Annotated in this window: 18 protein-coding genes and 1 pseudogene; 15 read left to right on the forward strand and 4 right to left on the reverse strand. The window is 60.8% G+C overall.

Translation table 11 applies throughout. The annotated features are described in order from the left end of the window. Positions 1–93 precede the first annotated feature (93 nt). From ACQKP2_RS16080 to tauD, 7 genes and pseudogenes are all read left to right on the forward strand, one after another. Positions 94–2,331, forward strand: a pseudogene (locus ACQKP2_RS16080) (Tex family protein); the annotation flags it as partial. Further along, positions 2,331–2,714, forward strand: coding sequence for a PaaI family thioesterase (locus ACQKP2_RS16085; RefSeq protein WP_427577777.1), 384 nt, complete (start codon positions 2,331–2,333; stop codon positions 2,712–2,714). The pseudogene ACQKP2_RS16080 and the gene ACQKP2_RS16085, both read left to right, overlap by 1 nt. Before the next feature lie 260 nt (positions 2,715–2,974). Then, positions 2,975–4,558, forward strand: coding sequence for a glutamate--cysteine ligase (gene gshA / locus ACQKP2_RS16090; protein ID WP_427577779.1), 1,584 nt, complete (start codon positions 2,975–2,977; stop codon positions 4,556–4,558). Positions 4,559–4,884: 326 nt separating this feature from the next. Then, positions 4,885–5,862, forward strand: a complete 978-nt coding sequence (tauA, locus tag ACQKP2_RS16095; RefSeq protein ID WP_427577781.1) for a taurine ABC transporter substrate-binding protein — start codon at positions 4,885–4,887, stop codon at positions 5,860–5,862. Positions 5,863–5,878: 16 nt separating this feature from the next. Continuing rightward, entirely contained in the window at positions 5,879–6,673 is a 795-nt protein-coding gene (gene tauB / locus ACQKP2_RS16100) for a taurine ABC transporter ATP-binding subunit (protein ID WP_427577783.1), read from the forward strand. After that, positions 6,670–7,503 carry a taurine ABC transporter permease TauC gene (gene tauC, locus ACQKP2_RS16105; RefSeq protein ID WP_427577784.1) on the forward strand — a complete coding sequence of 278 codons (834 nt, stop codon included), beginning with the start codon at positions 6,670–6,672 and terminating at the stop codon, positions 7,501–7,503. Before tauB ends, tauC begins: the two co-directional genes overlap by 4 nt. 122 nt (positions 7,504–7,625) lie before the next feature. Beyond that, positions 7,626–8,468, forward strand: a complete 843-nt coding sequence (tauD, locus tag ACQKP2_RS16110; RefSeq protein ID WP_427577785.1) for a taurine dioxygenase — start codon at positions 7,626–7,628, stop codon at positions 8,466–8,468. Positions 8,469–8,676: 208 nt separating this feature from the next. On the opposite strand, the gene mgrA is transcribed toward tauD, so the two are convergent. After that, on the reverse strand, positions 8,677–9,714 hold the full coding sequence (mgrA, locus tag ACQKP2_RS16115) for an L-glyceraldehyde 3-phosphate reductase (protein WP_427577787.1): 1,038 nt from the start codon (positions 9,712–9,714) through the stop codon (positions 8,677–8,679). 155 nt (positions 9,715–9,869) lie between these two features. After that, on the reverse strand, positions 9,870–10,760 hold the full coding sequence (locus tag ACQKP2_RS16120; RefSeq protein ID WP_427577789.1) for a LysR family transcriptional regulator: 891 nt from the start codon (positions 10,758–10,760) through the stop codon (positions 9,870–9,872). Positions 10,761–10,881: 121 nt separating this feature from the next. Between ACQKP2_RS16120 and ACQKP2_RS16125 the strand changes: the two genes are divergently transcribed. Both ACQKP2_RS16125 and ACQKP2_RS16130 read left to right on the forward strand, forming a co-directional pair. Next, complete coding sequence (locus ACQKP2_RS16125) at positions 10,882–11,622, forward strand: SDR family oxidoreductase (protein WP_427577790.1); 741 nt, start codon at positions 10,882–10,884, stop codon at positions 11,620–11,622. 139 nt (positions 11,623–11,761) lie between these two features. Continuing rightward, complete coding sequence (locus ACQKP2_RS16130) at positions 11,762–12,022, forward strand: hypothetical protein (RefSeq protein WP_427577791.1); 261 nt, start codon at positions 11,762–11,764, stop codon at positions 12,020–12,022. A gap of 7 nt (positions 12,023–12,029) precedes the next feature. Here ACQKP2_RS16130 and betT read toward each other — a convergent pair whose 3' ends face one another. Then, positions 12,030–13,985, reverse strand: coding sequence for a choline transporter BetT (gene betT / locus ACQKP2_RS16135; RefSeq protein WP_427577848.1), 1,956 nt, complete (start codon positions 13,983–13,985; stop codon positions 12,030–12,032). A 466-nt stretch (positions 13,986–14,451) separates the two neighbouring features. After that, entirely contained in the window at positions 14,452–15,378 is a 927-nt protein-coding gene (epsC, locus tag ACQKP2_RS16140) for a serine O-acetyltransferase EpsC (protein ID WP_427577793.1), read from the reverse strand. A gap of 190 nt (positions 15,379–15,568) precedes the next feature. Between epsC and ACQKP2_RS16145 the strand changes: the two genes are divergently transcribed. The 6 genes from ACQKP2_RS16145 to ACQKP2_RS16170 all read left to right on the forward strand — a co-directional run bounded on the left by ACQKP2_RS16145 (position 15,569) and on the right by ACQKP2_RS16170 (position 22,140). After that, entirely contained in the window at positions 15,569–16,561 is a 993-nt protein-coding gene (locus ACQKP2_RS16145) for a D-cysteine desulfhydrase (protein ID WP_427577795.1), read from the forward strand. A 321-nt stretch (positions 16,562–16,882) separates the two neighbouring features. Continuing rightward, positions 16,883–17,683, forward strand: coding sequence for a cystine ABC transporter substrate-binding protein (gene tcyJ / locus ACQKP2_RS16150; protein WP_427577797.1), 801 nt, complete (start codon positions 16,883–16,885; stop codon positions 17,681–17,683). Further along, positions 17,683–18,348, forward strand: a complete 666-nt coding sequence (tcyL, locus tag ACQKP2_RS16155; protein ID WP_427577799.1) for a cystine ABC transporter permease — start codon at positions 17,683–17,685, stop codon at positions 18,346–18,348. Before tcyJ ends, tcyL begins: the two co-directional genes overlap by 1 nt. A 4-nt stretch (positions 18,349–18,352) precedes the next feature. Further along, positions 18,353–19,108, forward strand: coding sequence for an L-cystine ABC transporter ATP-binding protein TcyN (gene tcyN, locus ACQKP2_RS16160; protein WP_427577800.1), 756 nt, complete (start codon positions 18,353–18,355; stop codon positions 19,106–19,108). A gap of 464 nt (positions 19,109–19,572) precedes the next feature. Further along, a complete protein-coding gene (locus ACQKP2_RS16165; RefSeq protein WP_427577802.1) occupies positions 19,573–20,337 on the forward strand; it encodes a hypothetical protein in 765 nt (254 codons plus the stop codon). 561 nt (positions 20,338–20,898) lie between these two features. Beyond that, positions 20,899–22,140, forward strand: a complete 1,242-nt coding sequence (locus ACQKP2_RS16170) for an SfnB family sulfur acquisition oxidoreductase (protein WP_427577804.1) — start codon at positions 20,899–20,901, stop codon at positions 22,138–22,140. Positions 22,141–22,147: the final 7 nt, after the last annotated feature.

Here is a 22,147-nt window from a genome sequence, read left to right on the forward strand (position 1 = left end):
GCCAGCTCAAGCATGGACAGAAACTTGAATTCGAGCTCAATCCGAATGGTCAATTGACCAGCCTGCACAGCAAGGTCAGCGATCTGGAAACCCTCAACCGTGCCCTTCATCGCCCGTTACCGGAAAGAAGTGACCGGCAGCCTCGATGACACCCAACTGCGTCATCTGGAAGAGCGCCTGCGCTACCTGCGAGAACTCGACGAACGGCGTATCAGCATCCTTGCCAGCATCCAGGAGCAAGGCAAGCTGACCCCCGCGCTCGAACGCGACATCAAGCTCGCCGACACCAAGACCCGCCTCGAAGACTTGTACCTGCCGTACAAGCAGAAGCGCCGCACCAAGGGCCAGATCGCCCTGGAAGCCGGCCTCGGCGACCTGGCCGACGGTCTGTTCAACGATCCTTCGCTGGCCCCGGAAGCAGAAGCGGCACGCTTCATCAACGCTGAAAAAGGCGTGGCCGACGTCAAGGCCGCCCTCGAAGGCGCCAAATACATCCTGATGGAACGCTTCGCCGAAGATGCCGGCCTGCTGGACAAGCTGCGCAACTTCCTCAAGCAGGAAGCCACCCTCAGTGCCCGCGTGATCGCCGGCAAGGAAGAGGAAGGCGCCAAGTTCCGCGACTACTTCGAACACGACGAACCGCTCAAGAGCATGCCGTCGCACCGCGCCCTGGCGATTTTCCGTGGCCGCAACGAAGGTATCCTCAGTTCCGCACTGAAAGTCGGCGACGAACTGCCGGGCACCCTGCACCCTTGCGAAGGCATGATCGGCCAGCACGTCGGCATCGCCAACCAGAACCGGCCGGCCGATAAATGGCTGGGCGAAGTGGTGCGCTGGACCTGGAAGGTCAAGCTTTACACCCACCTGGAAACCGACCTGCTGGGCGAACTGCGCGATGGCGCGGAAACCGAAGCGATCAACGTATTCGCGCACAACCTGCACGATTTGCTGCTGTCGGCACCGGCCGGCCCGCGCGCCACGCTGGGCCTCGACCCGGGCCTGCGTACCGGCTGCAAGGTCGCCGTGGTCGATGCCACCGGCAAGCTGCTGGACCACGCCACGGTTTACCCGCATGTGCCGCACAACAAATGGGACCAGACCATCGCGATCCTCGCGGCCCTGTGTGCCAAGCACTCGGTGGACCTGATCGCCATCGGCAACGGCACCGCCAGCCGTGAAACCGACAAGCTGGCCATCGAGCTGATCAAAAAATACCCTGCGATGAAAATGACCAAGGTCATGGTGTCCGAGGCGGGTGCATCGGTGTACTCGGCGTCGGAACTGGCAGCCAAGGAATTCCCGGATCTGGACGTATCGATCCGTGGCGCCGTGTCGATTGCCCGTCGCCTGCAGGACCCATTGGCGGAGCTGGTGAAAATCGATCCGAAGTCAATTGGCGTCGGTCAGTACCAGCACGACGTGTCGCAGTTGAAACTGGCCCGCGGCCTGGATGCCGTGGTCGAAGACTGCGTGAACGCCGTCGGCGTCGACGTCAACACCGCCTCCGTGGCGCTGCTGGCGCGGATCTCCGGTCTTAACGCGACCCTGGCGCAAAACATCGTCAGCCACCGCGACGAGCACGGCGCGTTCAAAACCCGCGCGGCGTTGAAGAAGGTCGCTCGCCTGGGTGAAAAAACCTTTGAACAGGCTGCCGGTTTCCTGCGTGTCATGAACGGCGAAAACCCGCTGGACTCCTCTGCAGTTCACCCGGAAGCCTACCCTCTGGTGCAGCGCATTGCCGCTGAAACCAACCGTGACATTCGCTCATTGATCGGCGATGCCGCGTTCCTCAAGCGCCTGGACCCGAAAAAGTTCACCGACGAAACCTTCGGCCTGCCGACTGTCACCGACATCCTGCAAGAACTGGAAAAACCGGGTCGTGACCCGCGTCCGGAGTTCAAGACCGCCGAATTCCAGGAAGGGGTCGAAGACCTCAAAGACCTGGAGCTGGGGATGATCCTCGAAGGCGTGGTGACCAACGTCACAGCGTTTGGCGCATTCGTCGATATCGGCGTACATCAGGACGGTTTGGTGCATATCTCCGCGCTTTCGGAGAAATTCATCAAGGACCCACGGGAAGCGGTCAAGGCTGGCGACGTGGTGAAGGTGAAGGTCATGGAAGTCGACATCCCGCGCAAGCGCGTTGGCCTGTCGATGCGCATGAGTGACACGCCTGGCGAAAAAATCGACGGTGCCCGTGGCTCCCGCCCTGGTTCGGCGCCACGCCAATCGCAGAACAATGCCCCGCGCAAGGAAACTGCAGCGCCTGCTCCTGCCAACAACGCCATGGCTTCGCTGTTCGCCAATGCCAAACAGTTGAAGAAACGCTGATGGACATTCCGGCCGGGCTCGTCGAGAGCGCGTTTTTCAAGCTGTTGGGTTGCCGCCTGCACAGCCTGGAAACCGGGGTGGCGCAAGTCGCCCTGGTGCTGGAACCGCAGCTGCGCAATCGTGGCGGCAAGCTGCACGGCGGCGCCTTGTTCAGTCTGGTGGATATCGCCATGGGTCTGGCCTGCTCCAGCACCCACGGCTTTGACCAGCAGAGTGCGACCATCGAATGCAAAATCAACTACATCCGTGCCGTGTCCGACGGCGAGGTGATGTGCACGGCGCGGGTGATCCACCCGGGCCGTCGCACGCTGGTGGTCGAGGCCGATGTGATGCAGGGCGACAAACTGGTCGCTAAAGCACAAGGCACGTTCGCTGTCCTGTAGCTACCTGTCATCGATTTGAGTTAATTTCGACGCAGTGCCTTTCCCTGTAGGAGCGAGCATGCTCGCGATGGACGTCAACGATACCGCTGGGTACCTGAAACCCCGCGGCGATCTTCAGACCATCGCGAGCATGCTCGCTCCTACAGGATTTGGATCAATCGGCGACAAAAACCAGGCGATAACGCCAGTTTCAACTTCACCCTTGTAGACCGTCTTGCCCACCCCCATATTGGGGCGACTGACGCGTGAAGGAATCCAACTTGAGCGAACTTCTCAACCGCCGCCTGGCCCTGCTCGGCGAGCGCGCCAACCTCTCTCTGCTCGAACAGTGCCTTCACGGCATCGAACGTGAATGCCTGCGTGTGACCGACGAGGGACGCCTGGCGCAAACGCCGCACCCGGAAGAACTGGGCTCCGCGCTGACCAACGAACAAATCACCACCGACTATTCCGAGTCGCTGCTGGAGTTCATCACGCCGGCACTGCACGACCCGGCCGATACGCTGGCGAGCCTGGACAGCATTCACCGCTTCGCCTACAGCAAGCTCGGCAACGAGTACCTGTGGAGCCCGTCGATGCCGTGCCCCTTGCCGGCCGAGGAAGATATTCCGATCGCCTATTACGGCACATCCAATATCGGCCAGCTCAAGTACGTGTACCGCAAGGGCCTGGCACTGCGCTACGGCAAGACCATGCAGTGCATCGCCGGGATTCACTACAACTTTTCCCTGCCGGAAAAGCTCTGGCCGCTGCTCAAGGCCACCGAAGGTTTTGTCGGCACCGATCGCGATTACCAGTCGTCGGCGTACATCGCCCTGATCCGCAACTTCCGCCGCTACAGCTGGCTGCTGATGTACCTGTTCGGTGCATCGCCGGCACTGGACGCCGGCTTCCTGCGCGGGCGTGCGCACCAGTTGGAGCAGCTGGACCCGGACACCTTGTACCTGCCGTACGCCACCAGCCTGCGCATGAGCGACCTGGGCTACCAGAGCAACGCCCAGGCAGGCCTGACACCCTGCTACAACGACCTGACCAGCTACACCGACAGCCTGCGCAAAGCGGTGGCCACGCCCTACGCACCCTATGTCGAAGTCGGCACGCACAAGGACGGTGAGTGGGTCCAGCTCAACACCAACATCCTGCAGATCGAAAACGAGTACTACTCCAACATTCGCCCCAAACGCGTGACCTATTCCGGCGAGCGACCTATCCAGGCCCTGATGGCCCGCGGCATCCAGTACGTTGAAGTACGCTGCCTGGACATCAACCCGTTCATGCCGATGGGCATCGATATCACCGAGTCGCGGTTCCTCGACGCGTTCCTGCTGTACTGCGCCCTGAACGACAGCCCGCTGCTGACCAACACCAGCTGCGGCAACGCAACGTCGAACTTCCTCAGCGTGGTCAAGGAAGGTCGTCGCCCGGGTCTGCAACTGCAACGCGACGGCCAGCCGGTAGACCTGAAGCAATGGGCTGGCGAGTTGCTGGAAAACATTGCGCCACTGGCCGCGCTGCTGGATCAAAGCCATGGCGGCGATGCCCACAACAAGGCACTGGATGCGCAACTGGCCAAGGTCAACGATCCGTCCCTGACGCCATCGGCCCAGGTCCTGGCGGCCATGGCCGAGCACAAGGAAAGCTTCGCCCAGTTCTCCCTGCGCCAGAGCCGGGCCCATGCGGAGTTTTTCCGCAGCGAGCCGTTGCCGGCCGAGCAGCAGGCGAAATTCGAAGAACTGGCGCGCTCGTCGCTGGCCCAGCAGGTTGAGCTGGAGCAGAACGAAGTCGGCGATTTCGATGTATTTGTCGGTTCGTATCAGGCGAGCATCCTGGCGATCAGCAACTGACATCTGAAGGTCTTTCGGACCTTATCGCGAGCAGGCTCGCTCCCACAGGGTATGTGTTGTCCTTGTGGGAGCGAGCCTGCTCGCGATTCGCCGTGAGTACCGATCGTTCCCACGCTCCGCGTGGGAACGCCTCAAGGGACGCTCTGCGTCCAGTGACGCGGAGCGTCACGGGCTGCATTCCCACGCAGAGCGCGGGAACGATCAGTTACGTGACATAGATTTTTCCGTTAATAAGCTCATTCGAAAAAGTTATTTATTTTTGAATTCTTAGATCATTTAGTCTTCTTTTCACGCCGATCCTCGGTCGCCTGACAAGGAGCTTAATGATGAAACTGACTTTCCCTCTTCGCCTGCTGGCGGCCGCTTCCCTGGCGGCAGCAAGTTTTATTGCCCAAGCCGCTGACGTCACTGTCGCCTACCAGACCACCGTCGACCCGGCGAAAGTCGCCCAGGCCGATGGCGCCTACGAAAAAGCCACCAAGGCCGACATCAACTGGCGCAAGTTCGATAACGGTGCGGACATCATCGCCGCCATCGCTTCCGGCGACGTGCAAATCGGCTACCTCGGTTCCAGCCCCCTGACCGCCGCCATCACCCGGAAAGTGCCGGTGGAAACGTTCCTTATCGCCACCCAGATCGGCGCGGCCGAAGCCCTGGTGGCCCGTGATGGTTCCGGGATCAAGACGCCGCAAGACCTGATCGGCAAGAAGGTCGCCGTACCGTTCGTATCCACCGGTCACTACAGCCTGCTGGCGGCGTTGAAGCACTGGAACATCGACCCGTCGAAAGTCACCGTTCTCAACCTCGCCCCGCCCGCGATCATTGCCGCCTGGAAACGCGGTGACATCGACGCCACTTACGTATGGGACCCGGCACTGGGTGTCGCCAAGGAAAACGGCAAAGTGCTGATCACCTCCGGCGAACTGGCCAAGTTCGGTGCGCCAACCTTCGATGCCTGGATCGTGCGCAAGGATTTCGCCGAGAAGCATCCTGAAATCGTCACGGCATTCGCCAAGGTGACACTCGATGCCTACGCCGGTTACCGCAAAGACCCGCAAGCCTGGCTCGCCAACCCGAGCAACGTCGACAAGCTGGTGAAGCTGTCCGGTGCCAAGGCCAGCGACATTCCGCTGCTGCTGCAAGGCAACGTCTACCCGTTGGCGGCTGATCAGGTGGTCACGCTCGGCGCCCCGACCACCAAGGCGATCACCGATACCGCCGTGTTCCTCAAGGAGCAAGGCAAGGTCGAGGCTGTGCTGCCGGACTACGCGCCCTACGTGAACGCCAAGTTCATCACCAACTGATCGGGAGTTCACCGCGATGGCCTTGCTACAGCTGGAGCGCATCAGCGCACAGTACCCCGGCAGCCCGGACCCTGTGCTGGCGGATATTTCACTGAACCTTGGGCCCCGGCAACTGCTGGTGGCCCTGGGCCCCTCCGGCAGTGGCAAGACTTCGCTGTTGAACCTGATTGCCGGCTTCGTCGAACCCAGCGCCGGGCGCATCACCCTCGATGGCGTGCCGGTCAAAGGCCCAAGCGCTGAACGCGGAGTGGTGTTCCAGGACGACGCACTGCTGCCCTGGCAGGACGTGTTGGCCAACGTTGGCTTCGGCCTGGAACTGGCAGGCGTCGACCGGCAAAAACGCGAACTTCGCGCCCGGGAAATGCTCGCGCTGGTGGATCTTGCCGGGTTCGAGAGTCGCCGCACCTGGCAACTCTCCGGCGGCCAGAAACAGCGGGTCGGCCTGGCCCGCGCCCTTGCCGCCGACCCTCGCGTGCTGCTGATGGATGAACCCTTCGGTGCTCTCGATGCCTTCACCCGCGAACAGATGCAGGAATTGCTGCTGCAAGTCTGGCGGCGCACCGACAAACCGGTGTTCCTGATCACCCACGACATTGAAGAAGCGGTATTCCTGGCCACCGACCTGATTCTGCTGGCCCCCAACCCCGGGCAAATCGTCGAGCGATTGAGCCTGGATTTCGGCCAGCGTTACGCGGCCGGGGAGTCTGCCCGCTCGATCAAATCCGACCCGCGCTTTATCGAAACCCGTGAGCATGTGCTCGCCCGTGTCTTCTCCCAACGCAGCGCCGCTCAGCGGCAGGAGCGCGCATGAGCAGTTATCAGATTCCCGCCGTAGCAGTGAAAGCCGGCACCACTGCACCACCTGCCCGTCGCAGTTTGAGTACGCGCTGGATCAGTGTGCTGACCTTGATCGCGCTTATCGTTATCTGGTGGGCCGTGACGGCGAGCGGTTTGATCGAGCCATTGTTCTTGCCGCCGCCGTCGGCCGTCGTGCAAAAAGGCTGGCTGCTGGCGACCAGTGGCTACATGGATTCGACCCTGTGGCAGCACCTGAAGGCGAGCCTCGCTCGCATCGGCCTGGGCCTTGGCTTCGCCGTGCTGACCGCGGTGCCGGTTGGCATTGCCATCGGCGCCAACCGGATCGCTCGTGGTGTTATCGATCCCTTGATCGAGTTCTACCGCCCTATTCCGCCATTGGCCTATTTGCCACTGATCGTGATCTGGTGCGGCATCGGCGAGCTGTCGAAAGTCCTGCTGATTTACCTGGCGATTTTTGCACCGATTGCCATCGCGACCGCCACGGGCGTGCGCACGGTCGACCCGGCCAAACTGCGTGCCGCGCAGTCGCTGGGGGCAACGCGAGCGCAGTTGATCCGCCATGTGATTTTGCCGAGTGCCCTGCCGGACATTTTGACGGGGGTGCGCATTGGCCTGGGCGTGGGTTGGTCGACCCTGGTCGCCGCCGAGCTGATTGCCGCCACCAGTGGTTTGGGCTTCATGGTGCAGTCGGCCGCGCAGTTTCTGGTCACTGATGTCGTGGTGCTGGGCATTCTGGTCATTGCACTGATCGCCTTTGCCATGGAAATGGGCCTGCGCGCCCTGCAACGCAAACTGGTGCCATGGCACGGCCAGGCCCACTGAAGATTTTCAATGTGGGAGCGAGCCTGCTCGCGATTGCGGTATGTCAGACGACAACGCTGTGACTGTTCCACCGCCATCGCGAGCAGGCTCGCTCCCACAGTCTGTCATTAAAGAGAACGTCCATGAGCAGCTTGAATATCACCCCCTTGAGTTCTGCCCTCGGCGCGCAAATCAGCGGCGTCGACATCAGCCAGCCGTTGAATCTGGAACAGCGCGATGCCATCGAACAGGCATTGCTCAAGCACCAAGTGCTGTTCTTCCGTGACCAGCCGATCACACCGCAGCAACAGGCGCGGTTCGCCGCCAATTTCGGCGACCTGCACATTCACCCGATCTACCCCAACGTGCCGGAACAACCGGAAGTGCTGATCCTCGACACCGCAGTCACCGACGTGCGCGACAACGCGATCTGGCACACCGATGTGACGTTCCTGCCCACCCCGGCCATGGGCGCGGTACTCAGCGCCAAGCTGCTGCCGGAATTCGGCGGCGATACCCTGTGGGCCAGCGGTATTGCGGCCTATGAAGCTTTGTCGGCGCCAATGAAAACCCTGCTTGAAGGGCTGACCGCCACCCACGATTTCACCCGTTCGTTCCCGCTGGAACGCCATGGCAATTCACCAGAGGCACTGGTGCAGTGGGAAGAAACCCGACGCAAGTATCCGCCGCTGTCGCACCCGGTGATCCGCACGCATCCTGTGAGCGGGCGTCGCTCGCTGTTCGTCAACGAAGGCTTCACCGCCAGGATCAACGAGCTGTCGGAAACCGAGAGCGAGACGATTCTGAAGTTCCTGTTCGCCCACGCCACCCGACCGGAATTCACCCTACGCTGGCGTTGGCAGAAGGACGACATCGCGTTCTGGGACAACCGTGTGACGCAGCATTACGCGGTCGACGACTACCGGCCGGCGCGGCGGGTGATGCAGCGGGCAACGGTGTTGGGGGATGCGCCGTTCTTTCGCTGACTGCGATGATCGTTCCCACGCTCCGCGTGGGAATGCCTCAAGGGACGCTCCGCGTTCCGGCCAAGCCGCGGGCTTCTGATCCGAGATCGTTGGGACGCGGAGCGTCCCGGGCTGCATTCCCACGCAGAGCGTGGGAACGATCAAATGTGGGAGCGAGCCTGCTCGCGATGGCGATCCGAAAGGCGCCGAATAGTCCGGCGCCAACTTGTCATTCAGCCGTCGAAGGCTTTTCCCAAAGATTAATCCCGCCTTCCTGGGCAAACCGGTCGATCTCCAACAGCTCCTCTCGACTGAAATACAGATTGCTCAAGGCCCCGACGTTTTCGATGATTTGCTCCGGCCGACTCGCACCAATCAGCGCCGAAGTCACCCGAGGGTCGCGCAGGGTCCAGGCCAGCGCCATTTGTGCCAGGCTCTGACCGCGGCGCCTGGCGATCTCGTTGAGTGCATGCACCTGCGCCAGGTTGCCTTGCGACAAATGCGACGCCTGCAGCGATCCACCACCCGGTCGATTGACCCGCGCATCCGCCGGTACGCCTTTGAGGTACTTGTCGGTCAGCAGTCCCTGGGCCAGGGGCGTGAAAGCAATCACACCGGCGCCAAGCGCTTCGGTGGTGTCCAACAGGTCCTTTTCCACCCAGCGGTTGAGCAGGTTGTACGCCGGCTGATGGATGAGCAGAGGGACTTTCCATTCCTTGAGCAACGCCGCCATCTCACGGGTTTTCACGCCGGAATACGACGAGATGCCGACATACAGCGCCTTGCCCTGCTGCACGGCCGTGGCCAGTGCGCTGGCGGTTTCCTCCAGTGGCGTGTCCGGATCGAAACGGTGCGAATAGAAAATGTCCACGTAGTCCAGGCCCAGGCGTTGCAGGCTCTGATCAAGGCTGGCCAGCACATACTTGCGCGAACCGCCGCCTTGCCCATAAGGACCGGGCCACATGTCCCAGCCAGCCTTGCTGGAGATAATCAGCTCGTCGCGGTACGGCTTGAAATCCTCACGCAGCAAACGACCGAAATTGATCTCGGCACTGCCGTAGGGCGGGCCGTAGTTGTTGGCCAGGTCGAAGTGGTTGATGCCAAGGTCGAACGCCGTGCGCAGCAGCGTCCGCTGGGTATAGATGGGCGTGCTGTCGCCGAAGTTGTGCCACAGGCCCAGGGACAACGCCGGCAGCACCAGCCCGCTGCGGCCCACACGGCGGTAAGGAATGGAGTCGTAGCGGTTTTCAGCAGCGGTGTAAGTCATCGAGTCCTCTCTTGTCTGTCTTCAATCGGGTGTCGACTGCTTCGCCAGTCACCCAGCATACGCCCGGACAAACGCCAAAAAACCTCTGACTCGACAAATTGCTGAAACGTTTCACAGAATTCCACCGATACCATCCGGCAATCTATGACAACGAGTCAACGCGCATCGGCAAATACCTCCCCCAACCAATCCACAAACACCCGAACCCGTGGCGACAGGTGTCGATTGTGCGGGTACAGCACGGATATCGGCATCGGCGGCGGTGGCGTGTCGGTGAGCACTTCGCGGATCAGACCCTGGGCAATCTGCGTTTCCATGCGGTAGTGCGGACACTGGATCAGGCCCAGACCGGCAATGGCGGAAGCAGCGTAGATTTCAGCGCCGAACACTGAAACGGCACCTTCGATGGCCACTTCCTGGCGTTCACCATCGACCATGAATTCAAACGGAAACCGCTTGGCGGTGGTGCGGGAAACGTAATTCACGGCGCGGTGGTTTTTCAGGTCGTCGAGGTTTTTCGGTTCGCCGTGTTTACGCAAATAAGTGGGGCTGGCGCAGGTGATCTGGCGCAGGCTGGCGATGCGTTTGCCGATCAGTGCCGAATCGCTCAGGGTTCCGGCGCGCAGCACGCAGTCGACACCTTCGGCGATCAGGTCCACCAGGCGGTCAGCCTCGCTGATGGACAGCTCGATATCCGGGTAGCGCGCCATGAATTGCGGCAGCGCCGGAATCACGAAGTGCCTGGCCAGCGTACCTTGCAGATCCACCCGCAGCCGCCCTTTCGGCGCCACGCTGCGGAACGCCAGTTCAGCTTCCTCCAGCTCCGCGAGCAATTGCACGCAACGCCGGTAGTACGCCTCGCCATCGAGCGTAGGCCGCACCTTGCGCGTGCTGCGCTCCAGCAAGCGCGTGCCGAGCCAGGCTTCAAACTGATTGAGGGTGTGGGTCAGCGTCGCGCGCGGCATGTCCAGATCATCCGCCGCCCGGGTGAAGCTGCTGCGCTCGTAGATCCGCACGAAAACCTTCATCGCCTTGACTTGATCCACTGTGCGCTCCCGGCTATTGATTGTTGGTGTTTCTTGAACAGTCAAGGCAACTCTGGTGCATTTATCCACCTGAGTAAACATGTGAAATTGGCTTCACCCCCCCATTCAGAGGAAACAAGCCATGACCCACCAGAACTCGAAAGTTGCCCTCGTGACCGGCGCCTCCCGCGGCATCGGCGCAGTCATCGCCCGACAACTGGCCAGCGAAGGTTTTGCCGTTGCCATCAATTACGCCAGCAGCGCAGGCGATGCCTCGAAATTGGTGGTGGAGCTGCGTCAGGCCGGGCATCGAGCCATAGCGATCAAGGCCGACGTTGGCAGCGCCGACGATGTGCGGCGGATGTTCGACGAAGTCGAAACACAACTGGGCAAGATCGATGTGCTGGTCAACAACGCCGGCGTACTCAAGGTCATGCCGCTGGCGCAACACAGCGACGAGTTGTTCGAGCAGAACTTCAACATCCACGCACGCGGCACCTTCAACACCCTGCGCGAAGCCGCCACACGCCTCAATGCCGGAGGACGAATCATCAATTTTTCCAGCAGCACGGTCGGTTTGAATCTGCCGGGTTACGCCGTGTACATCGCCAGCAAGGCTGCGGTCGAATCCCTGACCCAGGTGTTCGCCAAGGAAATGCGCGGGCGCAACATCACCGTCAATGCCGTGGCGCCCGGCCCGGTTGCGACCGAGCTGTTCCTGCACGGCAAGAGCGAGGAACAGATCCAGACCTTCGCCAAAATGGCCCCGCTGGAACGCCTCGGACAACCGGAAGACATCGCCCGCGTCGTTTCCTTCCTGGCCGGGCCTGATTCGGCGTGGGTCAACGGGCAGATTCTGCGGGTCAATGGCGGGCTGGTTTGACTAAGCTCACATTGAAACCGTAGTGAATCCAATCGCGAGCAGGCTCGCTCCCACAGGGTTCACAGTGATCCTTGTGGGAGCGAGCCTGCTCGCGAAAACGGTCTTAAGGACAACGTAATTCCGACGGGCATAGTCGACCATGCACACCACCATCATCATCACCTTCGGCCTGATCCTTCTGGCCCTGATGCTGTACATCGGCGAGAAGATCGGCTTCACCCGCCAGACGCTGGCCTACAGCTTCATCGGGCTGTGGCTGGCCCTGACGCTGATCAATGGCGCGGTCGGCATGGTGCATGCTGGCCAGCCGTTGAGCACGGAACTGGTGGTTGGCAGCGCCGTGTTCGGGGTCCCGGTGGCGGCGCTGGTGCTGTTCATGGTGCTGACCAACGAGGCGTGACCGACGATCAGCGCACCAAATGCAGAAACTGCATGTGCCGCTCGTACTGGTCCAGGATGTCGTTGATCACCTGCTCCCTGCTGTAACCCACCAGGTCGTAATCCTGGCTGCCTTCACTCAAATGCACTTCGGCGCGGTAGTAACGGCGATTCTTGAGTTCCCGGGAGCCCATACCGCCCAAGGCGAACGACGGGGTGAAATAGCCACGCATCCGCGCCTGATAGATGAACGGGTGCTGGTCGCCGTGACCGATTTCCAGACTGACGCTGTCGGTGACCGGTTCCGAATGCGTGGCGACGCTCAGGCCCTTTTCGATGAACACCGCCGACACTTCGTCGATGGCCGGACGCACCGTCGAATCGAGAAAACGATACACCTCGTCCCGCGACGGAAAATGCACGGCCTGGCTCAAGCGCTGCTGCCAGCCACCGCGCCGTGAACCGGACACCGGTGCCAGCGAGTGCATCTGCGCGATCTTCCTCTGCGACTCCAGATAAAACGCTTTGTGCAGTCCCCACATCATGGACAGCAGGATCAGCGAAAACGGCAGCGAGGTCAGCACCACCGCCGACTTCAACGCATCGATGCTGCCGGAGAACAACAGCGCACTGGTCACCAGCGCGGTCATTGCCCCCCAGAACACCCGCAGCCATTTCGGCCCGTCTTCATCCGGATTGCCGCCCCTGGCGGACAATGTCGACAGCACCACCGTGCCGGAATCGGCGGAAGTCACGAAGAACACGAAGCTGATGAACACCGTGACTGCAATGACGGTTTTGCTCCACGGGTAGGTTTCCAGCAGCAGGTAAAGCGCCATCGACGGATTGTCGATGGCCGACAGGCCCAGCGCCGACATGCCGTGGTTGAGTACCTGGTCGATGGCGCTGTTGCCGAAAATCGACATCCACGCCAGGGTGAAACCGAGTGGAATCAACAGCACGCCGAAGACGAATTCGCGCAGGGTGCGGCCACGGGAAATCCGCGCGATGAACAGCCCCACGAACGGCGCCCAGGCAATCCACCAGGCCCAATAGAACACTGTCCAGCCGCCCAGCCAGTCACTGGGTTTGTCGTAAGCGTAAAGATCGAAACTCTTCATCGGCAACGCGCCGAGATAATCGCCAAGGTTCTGGATCAAGGTATTGAGCAGGTGCTGCGTGGGGCCGGCGAACAGCACAAACAGCAGCAGCGCGCAGGCCAGCAGCATGTTAATGTCGGACATGACCCGCACGCCTTTGTCGACACCGGACACCGCCACGATGATCGCCGCCCCCATCATCAGCGTGATCAGGCCGACCTGAATCCACTGGGTGTGGGCGATGCCGAACAAGTAGTCCAGCCCCGAGTTGAGGTGCAACACGCCAAAGCCCATGTCGGCGCCGAGGCCGAACACCGTGGCGATGATGCCGAAGCCATCCACCGCGTAGCCGATGGGACCATTGATACGCTTGCCGATCAGTGGATAGAGCGCCGAGCGCAGGGCCAGCGGCAGGTTGTGTCGATACGCGCAGTAGGCCAGCGCCATACCGACGAAGGCAAACACGCCCCAGCCGTGCAGGCCCCAGTGCAGAAACAGGATCTGCATCGCCTGGCGCGCCGCGTCCGCAGTGCCCGCCTCACCTTGCGGTGGTGCGAGCAGGTGAGTCAGCGGTTCGGATACACAGAAGAAAAACAGGGTGATGCTGATACCGGCCGCGAACAACATGCCGGCCCAGGACAGATAACTGAATTCGGGCTCGTCGTGGTCGGCACCGAGTTTGATCTTGCCGTAGCCCGATAACGCGGTGACCACCACGAAGACCAGATACAGGGTCATCGCCAGCATGTAGTACCAGCCAACCGTATTGGCTGCCCAATTTTGCGCCGCCAGCAACCAGGCACCGGCCTGCTCGGGCAACGCCATCACCACGACACCGAACAGCAGAATGAAGGTTGCCGAGAACCAGAAAACCGGCGGATTCATGCGGACCGGGCCGCTGGCAGGAAGGAACGATGCACTCATCCGCGGTGCACCTCGAAACGGTAAAACGTGGCTGGAAAAATCGGACTCAGCAAAGGCAAGCCTCCTGTTGTGAGCGGGCGGCGAACCGCCGGTTTAACTTGAATGAACGTTCAAGTTAAACATAGATAGGAGGCTAAGGACTAATTCCAGGGCTGGACGGTGCCGGGTTGGCTACTCGATTCGACGGGAAATCCCTTCGCGAGCAGGCTCGCTCCCACAGGGTTCACAGTGATCCTTGTGGGAGCGAGCCTGCTCGCGATGAGGCCAGAAAGATCAGTGGAGACTGATCGTTCCCACGCTCTGCGTGGGAATGCAGCCCGTGACGCTCCGCGTCACTACGGTGCCCGGCTCTGCAATCGGGTGAAGCTGGAACGCAGAGCGTCCCGGGAGGCGTTCCCACGCGGGAGCGTGGGAACGAGCAAAAGCCTTACTTCTGTGCCCCATCGTCATGCTGCAGATTGGCCTGGGTCAGGTTGCTGCCCGGCGGCACGCTGCGGGTCAGCCAGACGTTACCGCCGATGGTCGAGCCCTTGCCGATGGTGATACGCCCGAGAATCGTCGCACCGGCATAGATCACCACATCGTCCTCGACAATCGGATGGCGCGGCTGGCCCTTTTGCAACTGGCCGTCTTCGTCCGCCGGGAAACGCTTGGCACCCAGGGTCACGGCCTGGTAGATGCGCACCCGCTCACCGATGATCGCGGTTTCGCCGATGACCACGCCAGTCCCGTGATCGATGAAGAAACTGCGGCCGATCTGCGCGCCCGGATGGATGTCGATACCGGTGGCCGAGTGCGCGATTTCAGCGCTGATACGGGCCAGCAACGGCAGACCCGCGCGGTACAAATGATGGGCCAGGCGATGATGAATCACCGCCAGAATGCCGGGGTAGCACAGCAAGACTTCATCGACACTGCGCGCCGCCGGGTCACCGTGGTAGGCCGCCAGCACATCGGTATCGAGCAGGCTGCGCAAGCCTGGAAGGGCCAGCGCAAAATCCTGAATGATCTGGATAGTCCTGGCCTCGACCTCGGTGTCGACCTGATTGCTATGCCGGGCGGCGTAACGCAGCTCAAGTCGCGCCTGAGCCAGCAACGCATTCAACGCGACGTCGAGGGTATGGCCGACGTAAAAGTCTTCGCTCTCCTCGCGCAGGTCTACCGGCCCAAGACGCATCGGAAACAACGCGCCACACAGGGCTTCGAGAATCTGCGCCATGGCCGCCCGAGACGGCAACTCGCGACCGCCCTGCTCGGTACTGGCGCGGCCGTTCTGTGCACGCCACTGGTCACGTGCCGTGCGCAACTGGCTGACGATGGTCTGCAATTGCCAATGGCTGGAACGCTCACTCACGGTAAAAACTCCTCACGGGCGGCCGGACGTCCTGGCCGCGTCAACGGCGATTACTTTACGGCATGCTCCAGAGCCGAAATTAAGAACCAATTCTGCTGGACCAAGAACCATTGGCTATAAGCGCCTGACGGTTGCCCAGGCTTTTGAGCGTGCCTATAGTCCTGACATCTCCCACCGCCAGTACGGACCCATGATCAAACAACAGCTTGCCCGCTTTAACCGCCTCGACCTGCTCGGTCACCCTACCGCCCTGGAAAAACTCGAACGTCTGTCGTCCTGGCTGGGCCGGGATGTCTACGTCAAACGCGATGACCTGACACCACTGGCCATGGGCGGCAACAAGCTGCGCAAACTCGAATACCTGGCCGCCGACGCCCTGGCCCAGGGTGCCGACACCCTGATCACCGCCGGCGCCCTGCAGTCCAACCATGTTCGCCAGACGGCTGCCATTGCCGCCAGACTGGGCCTGGGTTGTGTCGCGTTACTGGAAAACCCGCTGGGCACCGACGACGCCAACTATGTCGGCAACGGCAACCGGCTGCTGCTGGACCTGTTCGACGCCAAGGTCGAATTGGTGGACAACCTCGACAATGCCGACGACCAACTGCACGCCCTGGCAGCTCGCCTGCGCAGCAATGGCAAGAAGCCGTACCTGGTGCCGATCGGTGGCTCCAACGCATTGGGCGCCCTGGGTTACGTGCGTGCCGGCCTGGAGCTGGCCGGGCAGATCAAGGACACCGGCCTGGATTTCGCGGCCGTCGTCCTCGCCTCGGGCAGCGCCGGCACCCACAGCGGCCTGGCATTGGCGTTGAGCGAGACGCTGCCGGATTTGCCGGTAATCGGCGTCACGGTTTCACGTAGCGAAGAAGATCAGCGGCCGAAGGTACAGGGTCTCGCCGAACGCACCGCCGAACTGTTGGGTGTGCCACTGCCGGCGAGCTTCAAGGTCGAGCTGTGGGACGAATATTTCGCGCCACGCTACGGCGAACCCAACGCGGGCACGCTGGCGGCGGTCAAGCTGCTGGCGAGTCAGGAGGGCCTGCTGCTGGACCCGGTCTACACTGGCAAGGCCATGGCGGGATTACTGGACGGAATCGGCCGCCAGCGTTTCGATGACGGCCCGATCATCTTCCTGCACACCGGCGGGGCACCGGCGTTGTTTGCCTACAAGGATTTCCTGTAACAGCCAGGCCATCTTCTGTAGGAGCGAGCATGCTCGCGATGGAGGCACGAGCCCCAAGGGGTGTCAGGTTGCCCGCGTCATCGTTGACGACCATCGCGAGCTTGCTCGCTCCTACAGGGAAAAGCTGAATTATTCAAAATATGAATAAGAAGATTATTATTTATTATTTTCTAATCTAAAAACGCCATCATATAGTCATCTCGCAGGCAAATTTGCCGCGAGACGCATACGCTGCTTTAGGGCAGGATAGCGCTGTCGTTCAAATCCCGAATTCGCCAACTTTCGTTTAGCGTCTTCCATAAGAAAACACAGGGGTTCGTCATGAATTTTTCCGCACTACGTCGCAATCTGCTGGTCGGTTCGCTGGGCCTGGCTCTGGGCGCCGGTCTGCTGGGGCAAGCGGTTGCCGGTGAGCAACTGCAACAGATCAAGGACAAAGGCGTTATCAACGTCGGCCTGGAAGGCACTTATCCACCGTTCAGCTTCGTCGATGAAAGCGGCAAGCTGACAGGTTTCGAAGTGGAATTCTCCGAAGCCCTGGCCAAAGAACTGGGCGTGAAGGTCAAGCTGCAACCTACCAAATGGGACGGCATTCTCGCAGCCCTGGAATCCAAGCGTCTGGACGCCGTGATCAACCAGGTGACCATCTCGGAAGAGCGCAAGAAGAAGTATGACTTCTCCGAGCCCTACACCGTTTCCGGGATTCAGGCACTGGTGCTGACCAAGAAAGCCCCTGAGCTGAACATCAAGTCCGCCGCCGATCTGGGTGGCAAGAAAGTCGGCGTGGGCCTGGGTACCAACTACGAGCAGTGGGTCAAGGCCAATGTGCCGACCGCTGACGTGCGTACCTATGAAGATGACCCGACCAAGTTCCAGGACCTGCGTGTCGGCCGCATCGACGCGATTCTGATCGACCGCCTGGCAGCGCTGGAATACGCCAAGAAGGCCAAGGACACTACCGCCGCCGGTGATGCGTTCTCCCGCCAGGAAGCCGGCATTGCCCTGCGCAAGGGCGAGCCAGAACTGCTGGCTGCAGTGAACAAGGCCATCGACAAGCTGCGCGCCGACGGCACGCTGAAAAAGCTTTCGGAAAAATACTTCAGCGCTGACGTCACTCAATAATGGAAGCAGCTTTCCAACTCGCACTGGACTCCGCGCCCTTTCTGCTCAAGGGCGCGTACTACACAGTCATCTTGAGCCTGGGCGGGATGTTCTTCGGCCTCGTGCTGGGCTTCGGCCTGGCACTGATGCGTCTGTCGCGCTTTCGGCTGGTGAGCTGGATCGCCCGCATCTACGTGTCGTTCTTTCGTGGCACGCCGTTGCTGGTGCAACTGTTCGTGATCTATTACGGCTTGCCGCAATTGGGTCTGGAACTCGATCCGCTGCCGGCAGCCCTGATCGGCTTCTCGCTGAACATGGCCGCCTATGCCTGTGAAATCCTGCGCGCCGCTATCGGTTCCATCGAACGCGGTCAGTGGGAAGCTGCCGCCAGCATCGGCATGACCCGTGCGCAGACTCTGCGCCGGGCCATCCTGCCGCAGGCGATGCGCACTGCATTGCCACCGCTGGGCAACAGCTTCATTTCGCTGGTCAAGGACACTGCGCTGGCCGCCACCATCCAGGTGCCGGAACTGTTCCGTCAGGCGCAATTGATCACCGCCCGTACCTTCGAAATTTTCACCATGTACCTTGCCGCCGCGCTGATCTACTGGGTTCTGGCCACGGTGCTGTCGCACCTGCAGAACCAGTTGGAAGCCCGGGTCAATCGGCACGATCAGGAGTCCTGACCCCATGATTGTCGTGGAAAAACTGACAAAGCAGTTCAAGGGTCAAGTCGTGCTCAACGGCATCGATCTGCAAGTGAAGGAAGGTGAGGTCGTGGCGATCATCGGGCCCAGCGGCTCGGGCAAGACCACGTTCCTGCGTTGCCTGAACTTCCTGGAAGAACCCACCAGCGGCCGGATCAAGGTCGGCGATATCGAGATCGATACCAGCCGCCCGCTGAACCAGCAGCAAGGCCTGGTGCGCAATCTGCGCCAGCATGTGGGCTTCGTGTTCCAGAACTTCAACCTGTTCCCCCATCGCACCGCCCTGGAAAACGTCATCGAAGGCCCGATTGTGGTCAAGAAAGTGCCGCGCGCCGATGCCGTTGCCCTTGCTAAAAAGCTATTGGCCAAGGTGGGCCTGGCGGGCAAAGAGGACGCCTATCCGCGTCGCCTTTCCGGTGGACAGCAACAACGCGTGGCGATTGCCCGCGCGCTGGCGATGGAACCGGAAGTGATCCTGTTCGACGAGCCGACCTCGGCCCTCGACCCGGAACTGGTGGGTGAAGTACTGGCGACCATCCGCGGCCTGGCCGAGGAAAAGCGCACCATGGTCATCGTGACCCATGAAATGGCTTTCGCTCGCGATGTGGCCAATCGTGTGGTGTTTTTCGACAAGGGCGTAATCGTCGAACAGGGCGAAGCGAAAGCACTGTTTGCCAACCCGAAAGAAGAACGCACGAAACAATTCCTCAGCAAGTTCCTCAATAACACCCCGCACTAAGAACACCTCGCAAAACTTATTAACTTCCACGGACGGAAGTTACTCACTCTCGCACCATTCACGCACAATAAAACATCGCCAACAATAAACGGTCTTTGTCAGCGTGCGCGGTACATATTTATATTGCACGGCTGATTTCCTTGCCTTGGCGGTACACGCCCCTGCCCGCTCGCCTCTGCCCTGATTACCCCAAAGCCGGATAATTCAAATATCCGTGGTCCATTTCGACGCATCGATAGCGCTTATTAACTTCAATGCGTAGGAGTTTTCTGAATAACGCTGGATTTTGTATTTAACCAACTTATTCCATTGACTCTTTTTCCAGCAAACTTATATCTAACGCTCCAACAAGCGTCACTCAGCACGCTCACTCATTATTTAAACTCAAAGTAATGATCGGTTTTGCAGTTTTAACTCCATGTTTTCAGGAATGGATTGAACGGCAAAACTTCAAGGAGATTCCCATGCCAAGCACCTCGAACAAAACCGGGCTCGCGGCCCCGACCCTGGCGCAATCGCGCAAGACCGGCATCAACATCACCTCGGCAGCGCACCTGCTCATCGACGTGCCGCCCTACCCCGCGATGGATGAAGGCGATCTGATCGAATTGTTCTGGGATGGCTGTTATGTCGCCTCGCGGGTGCTGACAGCCAGTGATGTCGGTGGCCCCGTTCAGTTGCGTGTGCCTGAGAGTTTCATTGCCAATGGCACCTCACGGGTTCATTACCGGGTCATGCAGGTTGGCCAGGGGCCCGCCGTGTCGGCGGCGCGACGCGTACAAATCAAACTCGACTGTCCCGGTGGCCAGCCATCGGCCTTGAGCGGCGACGAAAACCAGAGCCTGGCCCCCGTGAGCATCCCTGAAACGATTCGCCGTCAGGGCGTCAATCCGAACCAGATCAGGCGCGGCGTGCCCTTGACCATCGAGCCGTACCTGAACATGGCGGCCGACGACGAAATTACGCTGCGCTGGGGCGATGTACGCATGGACCTGCCTCGCCTGAAGGCGGCGGATGTGGGGCAGCCGATCCAGATCTGGGTGCCACCGGTGGTCATTGATGAAGCTGGCGAAGACCTGCGGCTGGAGGTGACTTACTGCATCCTCGACCGGGTCGGCAACAACTCGCGCTGGGCGCCGGCACGGATGCTGAAGATTGGTTGCACCAACCCACTGCAACTTGCGGCCCCCCGTAGGAGCGAGGCTTGCCCGCGAAGGCGTCAGTCCTGACACACCGCGTCATCGTTGTTCGCCGTAGGAGCGAGGCTTGCCCGCGAAAGCGTCAGTCCTGGTACACCGCGTTACCGTTGTTCGCCGTAGGAGCGAGGCTTGCCCGCGAAGGCGTCAGTCCTGGTACACCGCGTTACCGTTGTTCGCCGTAGGAGCGAGGCTTGCCCGCGAAGGCGTCAGTCCAGATACACCGCGTTATCGTTGTTCGCGGGCGAGCCTCGCTCCTACAGGCGAAGGCGTCAGTCCTGGTACACCGCGTCATCGTTGTTCGCGGGCTAGCCTCGCTCCTACAGGCGAAGGCGTCAGCCCTGACACACCGCGTCATCGTTGTTCGCGGGCTAGCCTCGCTCCTACAGGAAGATACGTCTTCTATGTTTATTCCTAAAAGTTAGTTCATAACTTTTTTATAAACGCTTAGGGTATATACACCGGACCACCGGACATTCTTTTTCGTTCGCCGCACAGCGGCGTTTCCATGAGATGTGAGGTAGGTATGGTCCGGAACACAATCACCCCAGTGCAGATCGCCAGGGCATTGCGTGTAGCCAAGGAGTGGCAGTGATGTCCAGTCTGGCAGATGCAATCATCCAGAGTGATCTGGATATCGCCCCGCTGTTGTTGCCTGCGCAGGTGCTGCACGACGACGCTCAAGCCATCAAGGCCGCCCATGAGCTGGCGCAAGTCGCCCGCCTGCAAGCGTCCCGTCGCGATCAGCAGCGCAAGCTGCCGTGGTCGGAAATCGAACAGTTCACCCGCAGCGGCCTGGGCAGCATTGCCATCCCGCGCGAGTACGGTGGCCCACAGGTTTCGTTCGTCACCCTGGCCGAGGTGTTCGCGATCATTTCCGCGGCAGACCCGGCACTCGGGCAGATCCCGCAGAACCAGTTCGGCATCCTGAACCTGGTGTTCGGCTGCGCCACCGAAGCGCAGAAAAAACAGCTCGCCAAAAGCGTGCTCGACGGCTGGCGCATCGGTAATGCCGGGCCGGAACGCGGCACAAAACACACCCTTGAACTCAAGGCACGCATCACCGCCGACGGCGATGGCTACGTGCTCAACGGACAGAAGTTTTATTCCACCGGCGCGCTGTTTGCGCACTGGGTTGCGGTCAAGGCGCTTAACGATGAGGGCAAACAAGTGTTGGCCTTCGTGCGTCGCGGCACACCGGGATTACGGATTGTCGATGACTGGTCCGGCTTCGGGCAGCGCACCACCGCCAGCGGCACGATTTTGCTGAACAACGTGCGAGTGGACGCCGAATGGGTGGTGGACAACTGGAAAATCAATGAGAAACCGAACATTCAGGGCGCCGTATCGCAGCTGATCCAGGCTGCCATCGACGCCGGTATCGCCCAAGGCGCCATCGACGATGCCATCGAGTTCGTGAAAACCCGCGCCCGCCCGTGGATCGACGCCAATGTCGAGCGCGCCAGCGACGATCTGTATGTCATCGCCGACATCGGCAGACTGAAAATCGAGCTGCACGCCGCCCAGGCACTGCTGCGCAAAGCCGGGCAAGTGCTCGATCAGGTCAGTGCCGCACCGGTTACCGCCGAGTCCGCCGCCCGCGCCTCAATCGCCGTGGCGGAAGCCAAAGTCCTGACCACCGAAATTGCCTTGCTGGCCAGCGAAAAGCTGTTCGAACTGGCGGGCAGTCGCGCCACCCTCGCCGAATTCAACTTCGATCGCCACTGGCGCAATGCCCGGGTGCACACGCTGCACGATCCGGTGCGCTGGAAATATCACGCAGTCGGCGCCTATCGCCTGAACGGCACGCTGCCGGCCCGTCATTCCTGGATCTGACGACCGA

Origin of the sequence: Pseudomonas sp. NPDC089569 (genome assembly GCF_050280625.1) — a bacterium.
Lineage (GTDB): Bacteria > Pseudomonadota > Gammaproteobacteria > Pseudomonadales > Pseudomonadaceae > Aquipseudomonas.

Bases quoted from the DNA above. Each gene is read 5' to 3' on its own strand.
- ACQKP2_RS16165 (WP_427577802.1), top strand. From the start codon at position 19,573: ATGCCAAGCACCTCGAACAAAACCGGGCTCGCGGCCCCGACCCTGGCG.
- ACQKP2_RS16145 (WP_427577795.1), top strand. From the start codon at position 15,569: ATGATCAAACAACAGCTTGCCCGCTTTAACCGCCTCGACCTGCTCGGT.
- tauC (WP_427577784.1), top strand. From the start codon at position 6,670: ATGAGCAGTTATCAGATTCCCGCCGTAGCAGTGAAAGCCGGCACCACT.
- tcyJ (WP_427577797.1), top strand. From the start codon at position 16,883: ATGAATTTTTCCGCACTACGTCGCAATCTGCTGGTCGGTTCGCTGGGC.
- ACQKP2_RS16125 (WP_427577790.1), top strand. From the start codon at position 10,882: ATGACCCACCAGAACTCGAAAGTTGCCCTCGTGACCGGCGCCTCCCGC.
- betT (WP_427577848.1), bottom strand. From the start codon at position 13,985: ATGAATCCGCCGGTTTTCTGGTTCTCGGCAACCTTCATTCTGCTGTTC.
- tcyL (WP_427577799.1), top strand. From the start codon at position 17,683: ATGGAAGCAGCTTTCCAACTCGCACTGGACTCCGCGCCCTTTCTGCTC.
- tcyN (WP_427577800.1), top strand. From the start codon at position 18,353: ATGATTGTCGTGGAAAAACTGACAAAGCAGTTCAAGGGTCAAGTCGTG.
- ACQKP2_RS16085 (WP_427577777.1), top strand. From the start codon at position 2,331: ATGGACATTCCGGCCGGGCTCGTCGAGAGCGCGTTTTTCAAGCTGTTG.
- ACQKP2_RS16130 (WP_427577791.1), top strand. From the start codon at position 11,762: ATGCACACCACCATCATCATCACCTTCGGCCTGATCCTTCTGGCCCTG.
- tauD (WP_427577785.1), top strand. From the start codon at position 7,626: ATGAGCAGCTTGAATATCACCCCCTTGAGTTCTGCCCTCGGCGCGCAA.
- tauA (WP_427577781.1), top strand. From the start codon at position 4,885: ATGAAACTGACTTTCCCTCTTCGCCTGCTGGCGGCCGCTTCCCTGGCG.
- mgrA (WP_427577787.1), bottom strand. From the start codon at position 9,714: ATGACTTACACCGCTGCTGAAAACCGCTACGACTCCATTCCTTACCGC.
- tauB (WP_427577783.1), top strand. From the start codon at position 5,879: ATGGCCTTGCTACAGCTGGAGCGCATCAGCGCACAGTACCCCGGCAGC.
- ACQKP2_RS16170 (WP_427577804.1), top strand. From the start codon at position 20,899: ATGTCCAGTCTGGCAGATGCAATCATCCAGAGTGATCTGGATATCGCC.